Source organism: Vibrio sinus (genome assembly GCF_023634645.1).
Classification (GTDB): domain Bacteria; phylum Pseudomonadota; class Gammaproteobacteria; order Enterobacterales; family Vibrionaceae; genus Vibrio; species Vibrio sinus.
In genome coordinates this window covers 27,506-44,210 of sequence record NZ_JAMKMR010000005.1, presented here as the reverse complement: position 1 = coordinate 44,210, position 16,705 = coordinate 27,506, and the positions used below count along the sequence as shown (strand labels likewise).

The 16,705-nt window shown below is 43.1% G+C and carries 14 protein-coding genes; 3 read left to right on the top strand and 11 right to left on the bottom strand.

Annotated elements, in window-relative coordinates:
• Positions 1–77: 77 nt before the first annotated feature.
• From M9194_RS06970 to M9194_RS06925, 10 genes are all read right to left on the bottom strand, one after another.
• The gene (locus M9194_RS06970; protein WP_250611906.1) at positions 78–1,631 is read right to left on the bottom strand and encodes a L,D-transpeptidase family protein; all 1,554 of its coding nucleotides are present in this window, start codon (positions 1,629–1,631) and stop codon (positions 78–80) included.
• A 210-nt stretch (positions 1,632–1,841) separates the two neighbouring features.
• Complete coding sequence (locus tag M9194_RS06965; protein WP_250611905.1) at positions 1,842–2,438, bottom strand: GTP cyclohydrolase II; 597 nt, start codon at positions 2,436–2,438, stop codon at positions 1,842–1,844.
• 249 nt (positions 2,439–2,687) lie between these two features.
• Entirely contained in the window at positions 2,688–2,864 is a 177-nt protein-coding gene (locus tag M9194_RS06960) for a hypothetical protein (protein ID WP_250611904.1), read from the bottom strand.
• A gap of 372 nt (positions 2,865–3,236) precedes the next feature.
• Positions 3,237–3,707 carry a DUF2947 domain-containing protein gene (locus M9194_RS06955; RefSeq protein WP_250611903.1) on the bottom strand — a complete coding sequence of 157 codons (471 nt, stop codon included), beginning with the start codon at positions 3,705–3,707 and terminating at the stop codon, positions 3,237–3,239.
• Positions 3,708–3,715: 8 nt separating this feature from the next.
• Complete coding sequence (locus M9194_RS06950) at positions 3,716–4,306, bottom strand: HD domain-containing protein (protein WP_250612089.1); 591 nt, start codon at positions 4,304–4,306, stop codon at positions 3,716–3,718.
• Positions 4,306–4,887, bottom strand: a complete 582-nt coding sequence (rimJ, locus tag M9194_RS06945) for a ribosomal protein S5-alanine N-acetyltransferase (protein ID WP_250611902.1) — start codon at positions 4,885–4,887, stop codon at positions 4,306–4,308. The genes M9194_RS06950 and rimJ overlap by 1 nt, the downstream gene beginning before the upstream one ends.
• Entirely contained in the window at positions 4,887–6,431 is a 1,545-nt protein-coding gene (gene tyrR / locus M9194_RS06940) for a transcriptional regulator TyrR (RefSeq protein WP_250611901.1), read from the bottom strand. Before tyrR ends, rimJ begins: the two co-directional genes overlap by 1 nt.
• A gap of 87 nt (positions 6,432–6,518) precedes the next feature.
• A complete protein-coding gene (locus M9194_RS06935; RefSeq protein ID WP_250611900.1) occupies positions 6,519–7,553 on the bottom strand; it encodes a YcjF family protein in 1,035 nt (344 codons plus the stop codon).
• Positions 7,550–8,929 (bottom strand): YcjX family GTP-binding protein, encoded by a 1,380-nt coding sequence (locus tag M9194_RS06930; RefSeq protein ID WP_250611899.1) that lies wholly within the window; start codon positions 8,927–8,929, stop codon positions 7,550–7,552. Before M9194_RS06930 ends, M9194_RS06935 begins: the two co-directional genes overlap by 4 nt.
• A 129-nt stretch (positions 8,930–9,058) precedes the next feature.
• Positions 9,059–10,573, bottom strand: coding sequence for a fumarate hydratase (locus M9194_RS06925; RefSeq protein ID WP_250611898.1), 1,515 nt, complete (start codon positions 10,571–10,573; stop codon positions 9,059–9,061).
• A 188-nt stretch (positions 10,574–10,761) separates the two neighbouring features.
• Here M9194_RS06925 and pabB point away from each other — a divergent pair, with 188 nt between their 5' ends.
• The 3 genes from pabB (at position 10,762) to M9194_RS06910 (ending at position 14,606) form a co-directional block, all read left to right on the top strand.
• Positions 10,762–12,129, top strand: a complete 1,368-nt coding sequence (gene pabB / locus M9194_RS06920; protein ID WP_250611897.1) for an aminodeoxychorismate synthase component I — start codon at positions 10,762–10,764, stop codon at positions 12,127–12,129.
• A gap of 239 nt (positions 12,130–12,368) precedes the next feature.
• Positions 12,369–12,971: a CoA pyrophosphatase gene (locus M9194_RS06915; RefSeq protein ID WP_250611896.1), complete on the top strand. Its 603-nt coding sequence runs from the start codon at positions 12,369–12,371 to the stop codon at positions 12,969–12,971.
• A 273-nt stretch (positions 12,972–13,244) separates the two neighbouring features.
• A complete protein-coding gene (locus M9194_RS06910; protein WP_250611895.1) occupies positions 13,245–14,606 on the top strand; it encodes an L-serine ammonia-lyase in 1,362 nt (453 codons plus the stop codon).
• 62 nt (positions 14,607–14,668) lie between these two features.
• On the opposite strand, the gene M9194_RS06905 is transcribed toward M9194_RS06910, so the two are convergent.
• Complete coding sequence (locus M9194_RS06905; protein ID WP_250611894.1) at positions 14,669–16,627, bottom strand: BCCT family transporter; 1,959 nt, start codon at positions 16,625–16,627, stop codon at positions 14,669–14,671.
• Positions 16,628–16,705: the final 78 nt, after the last annotated feature.

The window sequence follows — 16,705 nt, the reverse complement described above, 5'->3', positions numbered from 1 at the left end:
TCGTCAGAGACCGAACAGCTGTTGGTCTGATTATGTAATATATGCGAACATTCAGCTAGAAGTATTCTATGGGCTTGCTAGCCCTTTGTATAACTAAAACTGTCGTAATTGTATACATCGTCTCGATAATGCACCCTACCCGACTCAAACCATACCGTCTGGTAGATAATGTGGACAGGAATCGCTTTCTTCAGAGGAATCGATTGATTTTCTATTTCAACCTGTTCATTTTCACTCTGCTTGACCGCATGAGTTTTCAATAGTAGGTCAGCAAATAGCCCAGCTTTCTCTATACGTACACAACCTGAACTAAACGCTCGTGTGTCTTTTTTAAACAGCTCTTTACTAGGCGTGTCATGAAGAAAGATGGCCCTAGGGTTAGGAGTATTAAATTTATATAAACCCAGCGCGTTAATATTTCCTGAGCGCTGACGCATTTTATACGGGAATTTGTATGGATTTACGGAGGTCCACTCAATCTCTGCGGGATCGATGGTTTGTAAATCTTGCCACTCTTGCACTATCTCTATTCCGTTCTCGCTAAGATAAGTAATGTCTTTTTTCACTTTGGGAATAATATCAAGCACCATAATTTTCCAGGGTACATTCCATACTGGATTGAGTACCAATGAATCCAAGTTGGTTTCCATTACAGGTGTTTTTCGACTTTTTCGGCCCACGACCACCTTAGATTCGAACACTTCGACACCCGATCTCCAGTATTTCATTTCGAAGTCAGGTACATTTACAACGATCAAGCTGTCTTTTTGTTCAGGCCATAGTCTTAACCTTTCAGCATTTAACGCAAGCATAGACAGTCTTTCTTTTACTGGGACATTCAGCCATTTCACTGTCACTTGATCAATATTTCCATCGTCCCTTAAACCGTGCGTTTTTTGAAATTCTCGGACTGATTTAACTAAGTGGCGATCATAACGATCCCCCTTCAGACTTCTTTTATCAATTTTTATATCGACTAACTTTAATCGCTCAATTAAATCTGCTTTTTTAGGTAGATGCTCGCCCGCTTTTTTGACGCCTACTTGCTCGTATAAAGTGACCTTTTTCTGCTCGTATTGTTGCAGTTGCTCATAGGAGGTAAGCAGCTCCTTATAACTTCTCGAACTCGGTGTATAGGTATTTATTATATCGTCGAGTTGATTAATATTGACTGCGATAAACAGAGCCAATATCGCACCTTCACTTGGTTTTGGTAAGTAGCTTGCAAACTGCCTTTCAAAAAACCAGCTCCCGCCATGAATAGGCGCTTGTTCGGCATAACTTAAATAAAGCAACATAGTATCTGTAGCAAGAAGATCGTATTCAAACCAACGATTTGCTTTACGATAAAATTGCAAAAATCGAAGTTGGCTAGTAAATAACGGGCTGATTCTGGCTCTTTTTATCAGCTCCAACTGAAACTCAAACCGTAATGCTTGCTCTACATCAAACCAAATCAGGTTATCGTTATTTTCTCGATAAACACGCTCGACCAGTTCGGGATACTGTATGAGATTGATGACAGAGGAATCTGGGCTAATCCAGTTTAACTTTTCAAAACGATCCAATGCCATCGCTGGCATCGATATCGCACAAAAACAAATTGTTATGAGTGACAGTATTTTCTTCATAACTCAGATTCATATTCTTCTAATTAAACTAAGTATGGCAGAGAAATGAATCCGTCGTATTTATTTGTGATCTACACCCTATTTATGAAACAAGTTAGATACAAAATTTAATATATCAATCAGTAAGATATTTTATATTATTAGACATGAGCTGACTGAATAAATCAGCTCATAATCGAAGATACTGAAGGCTGGGGAGAGACTTATTGATTACAACTTAAGCTTGTGTTTACCATGAGATATTTTAGCTTTTAAATAATCTTCATTGCCTGATTTTATATGTGCTAATGTATTGATAACTTCCGTTATTTCAATTCCTTTATCCTTAAGATCATTGATTTTTTTAGGGTTGTTAGTAATCAATCTTATCTTATGGATGTTTAATGCATTAAGCATTTTGGCCGCGTCAGCAAAGTCACGAAGATCATCTCCAAAACCTAAATGGTTATTCGCTTCGTAAGTGTTAAGCCCTTCACTTTGCAGTTTATATGCATCAATCTTATTATAGAGGCCAATCCCTCTTCCTTCTTGACGCAGGTAAAGCAATACACCGCCATTTTTATCCATTTTCAAAATGGTCTCGTCCAGTTGCTCCCCACAATCACATCGCGAAGAATGGAAAACATCACCGGTTAAACACTCTGAATGCATACGTACTAATGGGGGTTCATTGTTACTATCGGCGCTTTTGAATATGACAGCCACATGTTCTTTTCCCGGAGTTAAGCCATTAAAAGAAAGGAGCTCTGCCTCTATGTTACTCTTTGGACCTACTTTGAAGTCCACTCTGGCACGTACTTCCGCCATAATTTCACTCACTTGAATATCACTGATACTGAAAGGCACATCTGCTTTCTATACTGTTGATTCGATCTTGGGGCATTTATTCGATTTTCAATGTGTAGGAGCAAATGGTGTAATTGTTATATTATAACAATTGTAGAACGAAAGAAAACAGACAAATAACCACAATTTATTATGGGTCAATGTTCATTGACCGAGATGATGCATGTCATTTGTTGCAGACTCGGAGGTGATATGCGTTAACATTTCACATCAATACGATTGCTGCCTCTGCCACAAACATAGCTCTATCCAAACCGTCTCTAGTTCCTGAAGCTCTTCTTGCGTTAACAAGTTGAGCGTTGGAAAAGACTGGCTTTGATTGTAAGCCTGCGCAGAGTCAATGTGCGCATAAAAATCTTTCTTAAGTTGTATTTCTAGGGTTTCCACTGCTTTGTCCTAAAGCGATTTTTAACTCTTAATAGTTATATTGGTATCAACAGTAACATATTGTGCTATTCATACAACAACCAGTATAGGTGAAAAGGTATTAATCACAAATTATTGCCAATTATTTCTAGAAAAACTCAGAGCGAGGTATAAAAAGCCAATATTTAGGATGGCATTAAACTATAGTGACAAACTTATTTTGCAGATATTACTACTACGGATTATTACGATTTCAGCTGTACGCTAAATAGAACTGGGTTCGGTAGTAGTTTAGCCAATAAATAATGACAAAATAGATAGGCAATTACATTTATTGGCCGTAAGACAAGACTACATTTGAGCTATAAATAAACTGAAATCGATATAACTTGTTTAACGACAGCCCAGTTTTACCATGCCTTCCGAATTAAACCATAATGCTTGTTTTCTCTTTCGTGCCAACAAGATAGGGCCGTCATCATAAAAAAGAAAATTCTTCCAATGTTTTTTAAACACCTGCCACTTGGTTTCAACAACATTGTATTTCTCATAACAAAAATACACAGTCACATCATCTTGCCAATCAAGGTGTTCTAATATCTCTTCAGGTAAGCCTAATTCATCGTCTTCCCAATTGATCATCCAATTCACTTCATTAGACCAATTGGATTTTTTTTGTGGCCAATCCTGCGAACTTAACCGCTCTGAGTCCGGGCTAGTTGGACTAATGTTTTCTTTCCAAAATTGTGCAGATCGCTGCGCCGACATGGGTTTAATTAACTCAAGATCTTCGTCTGGAATTGGCATGGACTGGTGGGTGAATATCCATTTTCTAGAATATTCCTGTAATGTTAAATACGACATCTATTAATTTAGCCTTTTAGCCAACCTTTGTTGCTGGCGTCTTGAATGATCTCTTGTGCTTTTTCCCACAAAACGGAGGAGCCTTGCTCTATTCTACGGTTTACAGACAACACTTGTTCGCGCTTTACATCGTTTTCACGCCACGATTGCCCTTCATTATGGCTATTGAGAAACATGGGTAATAGTCGGTCTAATGCTTTGGCAAATTTTGCCTCTGCGCTTTGTGCTTGTTCAAACTCCAACCAGACCGTTTTTAGTTCATCGGCTTGATCATCAGGCAACATACCAAATAAGCGATCCGCTGCCGCTAATTCCTTCTGGTGTTGTTCAGCCGCCACCGCTGTGTTGTATACGATGACATCTCCAGCATCAATCTCTACGATATCATGCACCAACAGCATTTTTATCACTTTAGCGACATCGACAGCTTCGTTTGCATGTTCCTGAAGTAATATGGCCATCATGCAGACATGCCAGCTATGCTCCGCGCTGTTTTCATATCGCCCACCAGCTGGTTTGATTCGAGTTCGTCTCAAGACAGATTTCAACTTGTCGAGCTCAAGTAGCAACGCAAATTGTTTGCTCAGCCGATCATCCATCATTGGGCCTCTTGCCAATTTGGGTTCACCAGCGAAGTCAGCACATGGTCTTGCCATTTACCATCAATAAGCAGGTACTTTTCGGCATATCCTTCTTTTTTGAAGCCTAACTTTTTCAACACCGCCGCACTACGTTCATTCTCTGGTAAATATCCTGCACTTATCCTATGCATGTTTTGGATAGAAAACATGTAGTTAACAGCCATCTTCATCGCGCGAGACATAATGCCCTGCCCTTGAACATGCTCTGAAATAGAATAACCTACCGTACATGAATGCATCGGAAAACGGGACAAGTTACTAAATGAAATCGTGCCGATCACATCGCCCGTATTTAAGTCAATAATCAGTAGGTAGAAGCCCAAGGCGATTTTGTGTAGCTCACTTAGCTTGATAAGCTTTTTAGTCCAGCCTTCCACGGTATAAAAAACATCTTCTCGCTTAGGCTCCCAAGGTCTCAGAAATGTTCGGTTATTGGAAAAGTATTGAGATATCTTCTCTGCATCAAAAGGTTGGGCGGTGCGGAGTAAAATGTCTCCATCCACTTCATATACTTGAGTCGGTGTACTGATTTTATTCATCAATTTTTTCTAATTCCGTAGTCTCGTAGTTTATTCGCTATGGACGTATGAGATACATTGAGTCGTTTCGCCAACTTTCGACTTGAAGGGAAAGATTGGTACAAGTGTTCGAGAATCTGCGACTCATAGCTTTTCATAATGTCATCCAGTGAACCATCTAAATTAACACTCAATCCTCCACTGGAGACATTTTCATACTGAGGCAGATGGAATTGCTCTACCGATAGCTTACCGTCTTGCAATTCAGTCAAGGCCCTGAGCACCATGTTATCTAGCTGGCGCATATTGCCCGGCCACTGGTAATCCGCTAGCTTCTCAAGCAAGCTAAGCTCAAAAATCGGTTTCGCAATACCAAGCTGATCAACGTATTTGTGGACGAACAATTCGAGCAAAGGCCCAATATCGTTTGGTCGATCTCTTAGAGGGGGGATTCTTAAAGTGAGCACATTTAGGCGATAAAACAAATCTTCTCTAAACGTACCAGACTCTGCCAGCGCTGCGAGCTTATAACGCGTGGAAGCAATGACACGTACGTCGACATGTACCTCATGCTCTTCACCAACTCGGCGAAACGTTCCATCTTGGAGAAACCTGAGCAGCTTTATTTGCAAATGGGCACTCATTTCACCGATTTCATCGAGGAATACGGTTCCGCCATTGGCTTGTTCGAATATCCCCGTATAGCCAGACTCATGATTAAATGAACCAGGAGCATGACCGAATAACTCTGTTTCTGCCACATCATCTGGCATAGAAGCGCAGCTCAGTATTAAAAATGGCGAAGAGCCACGATGCGAGCGATTATGGCATGCCCTGGCCAACATTTCTTTGCCCGTCCCGGTTTCACCTTCTATTAAAAGTGGTTGATCGAGCATAGACAGTTTTTTGGCTTGGCTGATGAGCGTTTTATGACGATTGGAAATACCAACGAAATGCTCAAAGCCTAACTTGTGCTGAAGCGGCAATGAGTCTTGAAATTGTCCTTTACCATGAGTGGAGCGAATAATCATCACCATGCTGGCTAGCGTTGGCTCATTAGACTCACCGGGAATGTAAACTGGCGTCACTTCCATCGAATAATCTAGGCCATCAATGACGAGATCTTCTTTATGCCTTGTGGCCTTTCCATCTGTCCATTTCGACACGTTAGTGGCAGGCAATATTAAAGAGATTTGCTCACCGAGTATTTCTTGCTCGGTAGTATTAAAAAGACTCAAGGCGGCATGATTCGCCATATCAATCGAGCCTTTTAAATCAATGGCAAGCACAGGCTCTGGTAGATTGTTTAATAAGGAAATCAATTCCGTATTGTGGCGCTCCATCGGCATAAACTGAATCTTTCTCACGTCTTTGACGCCGGGGATGAGCCGTATTCCTGCCATTAGCGCACTGAAAGTTTCAAAATCGATATCTGGACAGTTGAGATAAATGACACCTGTAACATCTATCTCAATACCTCGAAGGTCAATATTTCGAGACACGAGAATATCCAATAGCTCGCGAGTTAATCCCAGCCTATCTTCACACAAGACTTCTAAGCGCACGGTTCGTTCCTAGTAAAGTGTCACGAAAAGTTGACAGTAGTTTCGCCTAAGCGATGCAAGCCGTCAAGGCCACCGATATCACAATAATTATGACTTAATGCTAATTGATGCAATTTTCTGCGCTATTTGTTTGCGAATTGTACTAAGTTTGACCGCTTTTTCTTTGCGCCATGGGATCGGGCGTAATAAAGACATTGCTTTGATACCTAACCGAGCCGTCAATATTCCAATGCCAATACCTTGACCTGCACGCGCCGAGACACGCTTAGCGAGATCCATTGACATCAAATCCATACTCGCGTCGATGACTAAATCCGTTGCACCTATCGCAGCCATATTGATCAGTACTGACTTAAACAACTTCAATCGCGACCAGTACCCCAGCTCCACACCATATATATCCGCAAGCCCATCGATCATTTTAAAATTTCTCCAGGCTACTAACAACATATCAGCAATGGCCAATGGACTCACTGTGACGAGAGCAGCCGCTTCCGTCGCATACTTGGAAACTAACTTTGACGCCAATTTATCTTGTTCACAGATAACCATAGAGTCAAACATATCCACAACTTCGGCGTCGCTGTGATTGGCATTGACGCTGTTTTGCCAACGTTGGTAGCTGGCCGATTGAGTGTTTATTTGGCTGTGCTTAACAATGTTTTCGCAAAACTCTTGTCCCTTGCCAATGCTATCGCTGTTGAGCAACCGCTCGCCTTGCTCTTGCATATCAAAGTGGCCTCGAAGTGTGCGAAGCTTTAATAATTCTTTAAAGACAGCCCCTATCCCAAAAGAAGCAATAGCAGAGATAAACGCCGCCCAAGCTAAAGCAAGCCAATTTCCTGCCTGAATCGCGCTAATGAAAGAGTCAATCGCTTGCCAGCCCACCAAACCTGCAAAAGCGACTAACGCACTCGTGAATAACCATTTTTTGCCCTTTTTAGGGCGAATGATCAATTCAACGTCTTTTTCCGCTTTGATCTCCTCTTCGCTATCTTGAGATGGCTGCGGAATAAAGTGGTCGTCACTTTGAAATATTTTTTGAACGGTAAGATCATCTTGCTCAGCTTGTTGCTTTTCTAAGGGAACATCGAAGACCTTTTTGCTTTTAAAATCACTCATTTTAGTTTGTCTCCGATAAGATATTCTAACGCTTTATCAACTCGGATATGCTCCAGCGGCGTATCAGGGGCCTGTGGCCGTGGGCGAAACGAGGTAAACTCAAACCCCTGCCTTTGCCAATATTCTTCACTTGGTAACTTAGCGGGCACTTCTCCAGGAAAAACCGTCAGTGAGTCACCCTCAAGACTAATTCCTTGAATTGCAGGGTTCGTTTCATTATTGGTTTGAATGAACCCCGATTGAGTGGTTTTAATTGATGCCAAACTGATACAGTTCATATCAATATTTTCATACGATGTTGTCTGCCAAGCGGGATGAACCAATTGCCTAAGTAACGACACAAGGTTTGTGTGCTGCTCTGGCGTAATGTGATCCGCTTTCGTAGCGGCAAAAAGCACTTTGTCTATTTTGGGGTAAAACAGTCGCTTCAGCACATTGCTGTGTCCATAGCGAAAGCTTTTCATGACTTGCTCTAGCGCGCTTCTCATGTCGTGAAAAGCTTCATGACCGGTATTCAGAGGTTGCAGGCAATCGACCAAGACTATTTGCCGATCAAAGGTTGCAAAATGGTGCTTATAGAATACTTTGACCACTTTGTGCTGATACTCTTCATAACGCCGCTTCAACATGGCTAAATTACTGGAGCCACTCATTTTTTCAGAGCCATCAAACTGACATGGGAAAAACTGTAATACTGGAGCACCCTCAAGCTCACCAGGTAACACAAAGCGCCCTGGTTGCACGTAATGCAACCCTGCCTGCTTACATTGATGCAAATGCTGGGTATAGCACTCGCTGATATGCTTAAGTTGATTCTCATTTTGCTCTGCATGCAAATCTAGCGCTTCTAGCGCACTTAGCCAGTCCTTAGCGAGTTCAAGCCGTTTACCTTTCAACCCTTGCAACTGCTCTTGTGACCATTCATGAAAAGACAGGTTGAGTAGTGGAAGATCTAGCAGCCATTCACCCGGGTAATCAATGATATCAATATCAATAACCGAAGACTGACTCACAAGCTTTTTGTATCGTTTGGTCGGCTTGTATTTCAAAGACAACCTTACTTCACTGACATCTCGGGTCGGTTCAGGCCATCTTGGTGGCTCACAATGTAAAGCACTCAAAGCTTCATCATAAGCAAATCTTGGCACTAACATATTGGCTTGAGGCACACGTTTTGCGCCAATTAGCCGCCCATCTCGGGCTGCATACAATAGGGGTAAGTTGTTCTCGTGAGTAGAAGCAAATGTCAACTGATTAACCAAAGAGGTAATAAATGCGGTTTTCCCTGCCCGTGAAAGACCCGTTACCGCTATCCTAACATTGCTGTCTAAGCCTCGGCTTATTAAGTCGTTCAATTCCTGTTTTATTTTTTTCATTCATACTTCTCGTTGCTAGGAATCATCACATTACTTGATGAATTATTAATAACAGATGAACACTGAAGACAAAAAGCCCCTGATGGATAATCAGGGGCTTGTCTCAGAACAAAAGCAAAATACGAAGTGTTACTTAGCTGCTTCCGCTATTTTTACTTTCCAGATATCTGGGCCCGTTTGGTGGGCGTTAACACCCGCTGAATCTACCGCCACGGTCACAGGCATATCTTCTACTTCAAACTCGTAGATGGCTTCCATTCCCAGATCTTCAAACGCGACAACGCGTGCTTTTTTGATAGCCTTGGATACAAGATAGGCCGCTCCACCTACTGCCATCAAATACACCGCTTTGTGCTTTTTAATCGATTCCACCGTAGCAGGACCACGCTCTGCTTTACCTATCATCCCCATGATGCCTGTTTCTTCTAGCATCATGTCGGTAAATTTATCCATACGGGTAGAGGTCGTTGGACCTGCAGGGCCAACCACTTCATCTCTAACCGCATCAACTGGGCCAACGTAGTAGATAAACTTACCTTTCAGATCAACACCATCTGGAAGGCCTTCTCCGCTTTCAAGCATGCCCTGAATACGTTTATGTGCCGCATCGCGGCCAGTGAGAATTTTGCCCGATAACAATAATGTTTCACCCGATTTCCACTCTTGGGCATCTTCAGGAGTGACTGTATCTAGGTTTACACGACGCGTATTTTCACCCGCTTCCCAGGTAATATTTGGCCAATCTTCTAGTTTCGGTGGTGTTAGCTCAGCAGGGCCTGAACCATCAAGTGTGAAATGTACGTGACGAGTAGCCGCACAGTTAGGAATCAAGCATACTGGCTTGGACGCCGCGTGAGTGGGTGCCGTTTTGATTTTCACATCAACGACCGTCGTTAATCCGCCTAAACCTTGAGCGCCTATGCCGAGTTTATTCACACGATTGAAGATATCTAAGCGAAGCTCTTCTTCTGCGTTCGATGGACCACGATCGATCAACTCCTGAATATCGATATGTTCCATCAGCGATTCTTTAGCCAACACAGCCGCTTTTTCCGCTGTGCCACCAATGCCTATGCCTAACATTCCCGGCGGGCACCAGCCAGCACCCATGGTTGGCAAGGTTTTTTCTACCCATTCGGCGACATCATCGGATGGGTTCAACATCACCATTTTGGTTTTGTTTTCCGAACCACCGCCTTTCGCTGCAATTTGGATATCAACCTTATTGCCAGGCACCATGTTGATATGAACGACCGCGGGTGTGTTGTCTTTTGTATTGATACGCTTGCCTGCTGGATCAACCAGAATTGAAGCACGCAATGGGTTATCTGGGTTGGTATAAGCTTGGCGTACCCCTTCATCGATCATCTCTTGCACCGTCAAATCGGTATCCCATTTGACGTCCATACCAATATTGACGAAACAGGTAACGATACCGGTATCTTGGCAAAGTGGTCGATGACCTTCTGCAGACATTCTTGAATTAATTAAAATTTGAGCAATGGCGTCTTTCGCCGCTTTGCTTTCTTCTTTATGGTAGGCTTTTTCTAGAGCTTGGACAAAGTCTAAAGGATGATAATAAGAGATATACTGAAGTGCATCAGCGACACTGCTGATGACATCCTCTTTACGAATTGCAGTCATTACTTGCCTCGGTGTTTTTGTTAGTGCTTATAAGTTTAATAATTGCACATTTATGCTTTGATACTAGGGTCTTTGCCCATTTAAAGTTCAATAGACCCAAAACTTACGCTTTTTAATACTCAAATTATGATACTCTTGCTTTCCCTAGCGCGCCATGCGGCGAACAAATTCTTTGTCACAATTTAAAAATGAACTACGACCAAATCAACTCTGTTACTGTCAAACCTCTGAAATATTGTCCCGACTTAGCTAATTCGTTGTTTAGCCACATTGAGCATATTGCTTGGTCGATGTTGTTGCGTTCAGCGTCCGACGATCATGTCGACAGCCGCTTTGACATCTTAGTGTCGAAGCCAAGAGTTAAGGTCACAACACATGGTAGTTCATCACATGTGATCACTGAGAATGACGCCTATGATACCAGCGAAGACCCGTTTGAGCTTCTAAATACTTTGCAAACTCAGTATTTACCTCCTTTAGAATGTGACTTGGATCTACCATTTATCGGCGGTGCACTCGGTTACTTTTCATATGACTTAGGTCGCCAAATTGAGTCAATGCCTGAACTTGCATTGAATGAACTGGCTACGCCAGATATGGCGATTGGCTTGTATGATTGGGCAGTCATTGTGGATCACAAACTGGCTTCGGCGTGTATTGTTGGCTTGAATGTCGACGAGCATTGGCAGTGGCTACAAAATCAGCAAAGCCTATCGCTGGAAAAGTCCAACTTCGCTTTAAGTAGTGAATGGCAATCAAACATGGACATACAAGGGTATAAAGCGAGATTTAATGCGGTTCAAAACTATATTCTTGAAGGAGACTGCTATCAAATCAACCTAGCTCAGCGCTTTTGTGCCTCTTATAAAGGCAGCGAATGGCAAGCGTATCAGCGTTTAGAAAAATTCAACTTAGCGCCTTTTTCTGCGTTTATCCGCACTGACGATAGCACTATTTTAAGCGTCTCACCTGAACGATTTTTGCAGCTCGATAAAGAGCACATTGAAACTAAACCTATCAAAGGGACAATGCCTAGATCCACAGATAAAAGCATTGATGAAGTCAACAAAAAGACCTTGCAACAATCGGAAAAAGACCAAGCTGAGAACCTCATGATCGTTGATCTACTGAGAAACGACATCGGCCGTGTGGCTCAAGTGGGCTCCGTTCACGTGCCAAGCTTATTCGAAATCGAAAGCTTTCCTGCCGTTCATCACCTCGTCAGCACAGTTAAAGCCAAACTCGATCCTGCTTTTTCAGCCACCGACTTGCTGCGTGCCAGCTTTCCTGGTGGCTCTATTACTGGCGCACCTAAAATTCGAGCAATGGAAATCATAGAAGAGTTAGAGCCGCACAGACGACATACCTACTGTGGTAGCATCGGCTACATCAGTCGCCACGGAAAAATGGACACAAGCATCACGATCAGGACACTCATTGCCGAAAAAGGCAAACTTTACGCCTGGGCTGGTGGCGGGTTAGTGTCGGATAGCCAAAGCGATGCCGAGTATCAAGAAACACTCGATAAGCTGAGTAAAATTCTGCCCGTTTTATAGTCTTTGAAATCCGAGCCTGAGTATAAAGCCTTATTGCAATTCAAGATTACATAAGGTAATTGTATATATTTTGAACTACTATTATTAAGTAAAGTAATGAAAAATAGACATGATTTTAAGGGCTCTGCCAGAGTCTGCTGAACTTTTGAGGTACAAATAATCAATCCCAGCACTCTCAAAGTGTATAAATTTTAGTGCCTTAGATGTCGCCTGTCTTCTTAATTCGTCTCGGAGGTGCCATGCTATCACATGTGAATAAAAACTTAATTATACGTAACTTTCAATTTAATCAACCTGTTGGATATGATGTTCTATCAACAAAACGGGTGTCACACTTAAAAGGGAAAAACCTGCGCAAAGCATCCGTCCTGATAGGCTTTGTCGAAAGGCCAAAAGGGCTGCATATCGTCCTCACCCGACGGGCGAAACATTTAAAACACCACCCAGGTCAGGTCAGCTTTCCTGGAGGAAAGTTTGAAGAATCGGACGCTTCGTTAAAAGAAACAGCGATTCGAGAAGCCAATGAAGAAATTGGGCTCAACCCCAGCTTAGTGAATGTTATTGGCCAAATGCCCGAGCTGATAACAGTAAGCCATTTTTCAGTAACACCTGTAATTGCCATTGTTGACCCTAGCTACTCGGTCTTAATGGACAAAAACGAAGTCGATGAAGTCTTTGAGGTGCCAGCCAATCACATTCTTGATAGAGAAAAAATGTTCAGCCATACGTTTCGCGTGAACAAGCAAGATCACCGTGTATACGCCATACCTTATAAAACGCACTTCATTTGGGGAATGACGGCTCAAATTATACAAGCGATGCAAAAACAGCTCATGCATTAAGGCGTATCTTTAAAAAGCACTGACATCAATTCTATCTATTCGATTTGCCAACTTTCGCTCTGAGTGGAGTCACAGCCTTGGAAAATGACAAAACTTCAACGCTAGCGCCAAATCTTTACAGCTAATTGTGGCATTACAGCCATGACCTCTGTTATATATACGCAGCAATACCCAAGTTACTAAATAGAGCGCAAAAGGCGCTCACTTTATAATAAAAAACGATAAGGCAAAGCCTCCTACCCTACCTAGGGGGTTTCTATTGAGGAATTCAATATGATCAGTGTTTTTGACATCTACAAAATTGGTGTTGGCCCTTCGAGCTCACATACTGTTGGCCCGATGAAAGCAGGCAAGCGGTTTGTTGATGATCTCATTGAAGAGAACAAATTAGAGCAAGTCAGCAAGATAACTGTGGATGTTTATGGATCACTGTCCCTCACGGGGAAGGGACATCATACCGACATCGCCATTATTATGGGCCTAGCAGGCAACGAACCACAAAGCGTCGATATCGACTCCATTCCCACCTTCGTCAAACAAGTTGAGGAAACCGAGCACCTGACTATCTATAATGATAAGCACACGGTAAGCTTTCCAAAAGATGGCGGTATGACTTTCCACCAACACAACCTAGAGCTGCATGAGAACGGCCTACAAATACACGCTTGGTCAGGTGATAAACAGCTCTACTCCAAGACCTATTATTCCATCGGTGGTGGGTTTATCGTTGATGAAGAAAACTTTGGTAAGGAAGAGGCACTGTCCGTCGCCATCCCTTACGACTTCACCAGCGCAGAACAGCTTGTCAAGCAGTGCAATGATAATGGCTTATCCGTCAGCGCATTAGTGATGGAGAATCAAAAAGCCCTGTCTTCGGAAGACGAGTCTAAAGCGGCATTTGCCAATATTTGGAAAACCATGCAAGAGTGTATGGAAAGAGGCATGAGCACTGAAGGACTGCTTCCGGGCCCGCTACGTGTGCCTCGCCGAGCATTCGCACTACGCAGGCAGTTGGTGACTTCCGAGCGTACGAGCAATGATCCTATGTCAGTTGTCGACTGGGTCAATATGTTTGCATTCGCGGTCAATGAAGAAAATGCGGCGGGAGGCCGTGTCGTTACAGCACCGACAAACGGAGCCTGTGGCATCATTCCCGCGGTTTTAGCCTATTACGATAAGTTTATTCATCCGGTCACTGAAAAGGATTACATCCGCTACTTCGCCGCTTCTGGAGCTATTGGAGGGCTATACAAGCGAAATGCCTCCATTTCCGGAGCCGAAGTTGGTTGCCAAGGTGAAGTTGGCGTGGCTTGCTCTATGGCCGCAGCCGGTCTTGCTGAGCTTATGGGAGCCAATCCAGAACAAGTGTGTATGGCAGCCGAAATTGCCATGGAGCATAACCTTGGCCTCACGTGTGACCCTGTTGCCGGATTGGTTCAAGTTCCTTGTATTGAGCGCAATGGCATCGCGGCCGTAAAAGCCATTAACTCGACTCGTATGGCCATGCGACGCTCATCTTCTCCAACAGTATCTTTGGATAAAGTCATTGAAACCATGCTTGAAACAGGCAAAGACATGAACGCGAAATATCGCGAGACATCTCAAGGTGGTTTAGCGGTGAAAATCGTTTGTTAAGCTTTCGCTGAGAAGACGAAGCCCGACTTGAAGTCGGGCTTTTTTATGCAAACTCACGAAGGTCAGTCGTTTTCAGTCAAACGTTCGGAGCTCGATAGGTGGATAAAGTGCAAGTGCTTTTCATATTGGGTGATGGCATCGGCAATGATCTGCTCTTGGGTATAACCCAATACATCATAATCCTGCCCCCCTTGGTGTAAAAACACTTCAGCTCGGTAATATTTGCTGTATTCTTCTTCAGCGTAAGTCGGCACAGAGAATTGGATCAATCGAATCGCATAGTTAAAGTCTGGCGCGCCATCTTTATTGATTGTCATGTTGATTTGATCTGGGCTTTCTTCCATTTTAATGGAATACCCGTGACTCCTGAACTGTGCAGACAGTTTCTCTAAAGCAGGGATCGCAACCGAGTGAATAAAGTTATCCGCTTCTTTTTGCTTAGGGTGACTGACTAGCGCATCCAACCTTTCTTTCCAATTGACGTTCACTTGCGAGTACTGAACAATATTGGTGTGATTATTCACGCTATAGTGCAGCATATAATCTTCCCTTAACGCTTTGATTAAGCAATAACAGAACACCAACATCACTAACATAAATGGAAATGCACTTGCTATGGTCAGCGTTTGCAACGCTTGCAAACCTCCAGCAAAACTGGTCGTCGCGGCAATGATACCGATAAGGGACGTCCAAAAAACGCGTTGCCAAACCGGTGTTTGTCCTTCACCACCTGATGCCAAGTTATCAATAACTAGTGCCCCTGAATCTGCAGAGGTGATGAAAAAGGTCACCACAAGAAAAACAGAAAGCAGAGAAAATGCTTTAGCAAACGGAAAATGCTCAAAAAAGACAAATAATGCCACAGGCACGTTGTGGTTCACTGCATCTACAAGTTGCGTTGCGCCATGTTGAGCAATGGCGTTAATCGCCGTGTTGCCAAACGCTGTCATCCACAAGAATGTAAAGCCTGCTGGGATTAACAACACACCGATAATAAATTCTCGAATGGTGCGGCCTTTTGAAATTCGTGCGATAAACACGCCCACAAACGGCGACCAAGAAATCCACCACCCCCAATAGAGCAGTGTCCAGCCACCCAACCAAGACTCTTTCGGCTGATAAGCATATAAATTAAATGTCGAGCTCACTAGAGTACTTAAATACGTCCCCGTATTTTGCACAAACGAGCTAAGTATCAATTGTGTTGGACCAAACGTAATCACACCAATTAACAATGCAACCGCGGCAAGAATATTTACGTTAGAAAGAATCTTGATGCCTTTATCAAGCCCCGAGACAACTGATAAGGTCGCCATCAAGGTAATGACAATAATCAACACAAACTGTAACGTATTGCTTTGCGGAATATTGAATAAAAAATGCAGTCCCGCATTCAATTGCTGAACACCATAGCCAAGAGAGGTAGCAACACCAAACAACGTTCCCAACACCGCAAAGGTATCTGCGATATGACCAATTGGGCCATAGATTCTTTCGCCAATGAGTGGATAAAACGCCGATCTTGGCAAAAGAGGCAGATCATGACGGTAGCTAAAGTACGCGAGCACCAAGGCAACTAACGCGTATATTGCCCAAGCGTGGAGGCCCCAGTGAAAAAACGTAATTCGCATGGCTTCCTGTGCTGCCGAGACGGTTTCTGGCGTTCCCACAGGCGGTGCCATGTAATGCAGGGCGGGCTCGGCGACCCCGAAAAACATCAAGCCGATCCCCATCCCAGCGGAAAATAACATCGCAAACCAAGAGATGTTACCAAACTCTGGCTCTGAATGGTTTGGGCCGAGTTTGATTTGGCCTAATCGACTGGTCGCTAGGACGACGATAAAAATTAGAAAGATAGCCACCGACAAAATATAAAGCCAGCCAGCTTTTGTGACTAACCAATGTTGGAAACTTTTAAGCTCTTGTCCACTCAAGTGTGGATACATAGAAGTGAATACTACAATCAGTAGCGCGGTAAGAAACGAAGAAGCAAATACAGGTGTATTGATTTTAGTTCGCATAAATAATTCAGATTTGAATTTATCGAAACTTCAATAGATATAAAAACATTACTATTTATATATATTGCTATTTGGCAA

Excerpts from the sequence above, each read along its gene's own strand:
- M9194_RS06930 (WP_250611899.1), bottom strand. The coding sequence starts at position 8,929 with ATGAAAAAAATAAAACAGGAATTGAACGACTTAATAAGCCGAGGCTTA.
- rimJ (WP_250611902.1), bottom strand. The coding sequence starts at position 4,887 with ATGAATAAAATCAGTACACCGACTCAAGTATATGAAGTGGATGGAGAC.
- M9194_RS06935 (WP_250611900.1), bottom strand. The coding sequence starts at position 7,553 with ATGAGTGATTTTAAAAGCAAAAAGGTCTTCGATGTTCCCTTAGAAAAG.
- M9194_RS06925 (WP_250611898.1), bottom strand. The coding sequence starts at position 10,573 with ATGACTGCAATTCGTAAAGAGGATGTCATCAGCAGTGTCGCTGATGCA.
- pabB (WP_250611897.1), top strand. The coding sequence starts at position 10,762 with ATGAACTACGACCAAATCAACTCTGTTACTGTCAAACCTCTGAAATAT.
- M9194_RS06970 (WP_250611906.1), bottom strand. The coding sequence starts at position 1,631 with ATGAAGAAAATACTGTCACTCATAACAATTTGTTTTTGTGCGATATCG.
- M9194_RS06910 (WP_250611895.1), top strand. The coding sequence starts at position 13,245 with ATGATCAGTGTTTTTGACATCTACAAAATTGGTGTTGGCCCTTCGAGC.
- M9194_RS06965 (WP_250611905.1), bottom strand. The coding sequence starts at position 2,438 with ATGGCGGAAGTACGTGCCAGAGTGGACTTCAAAGTAGGTCCAAAGAGT.
- M9194_RS06915 (WP_250611896.1), top strand. The coding sequence starts at position 12,369 with ATGCTATCACATGTGAATAAAAACTTAATTATACGTAACTTTCAATTT.
- M9194_RS06955 (WP_250611903.1), bottom strand. The coding sequence starts at position 3,707 with ATGTCGTATTTAACATTACAGGAATATTCTAGAAAATGGATATTCACC.
- M9194_RS06905 (WP_250611894.1), bottom strand. The coding sequence starts at position 16,627 with ATGCGAACTAAAATCAATACACCTGTATTTGCTTCTTCGTTTCTTACC.
- M9194_RS06950 (WP_250612089.1), bottom strand. The coding sequence starts at position 4,306 with ATGGATGATCGGCTGAGCAAACAATTTGCGTTGCTACTTGAGCTCGAC.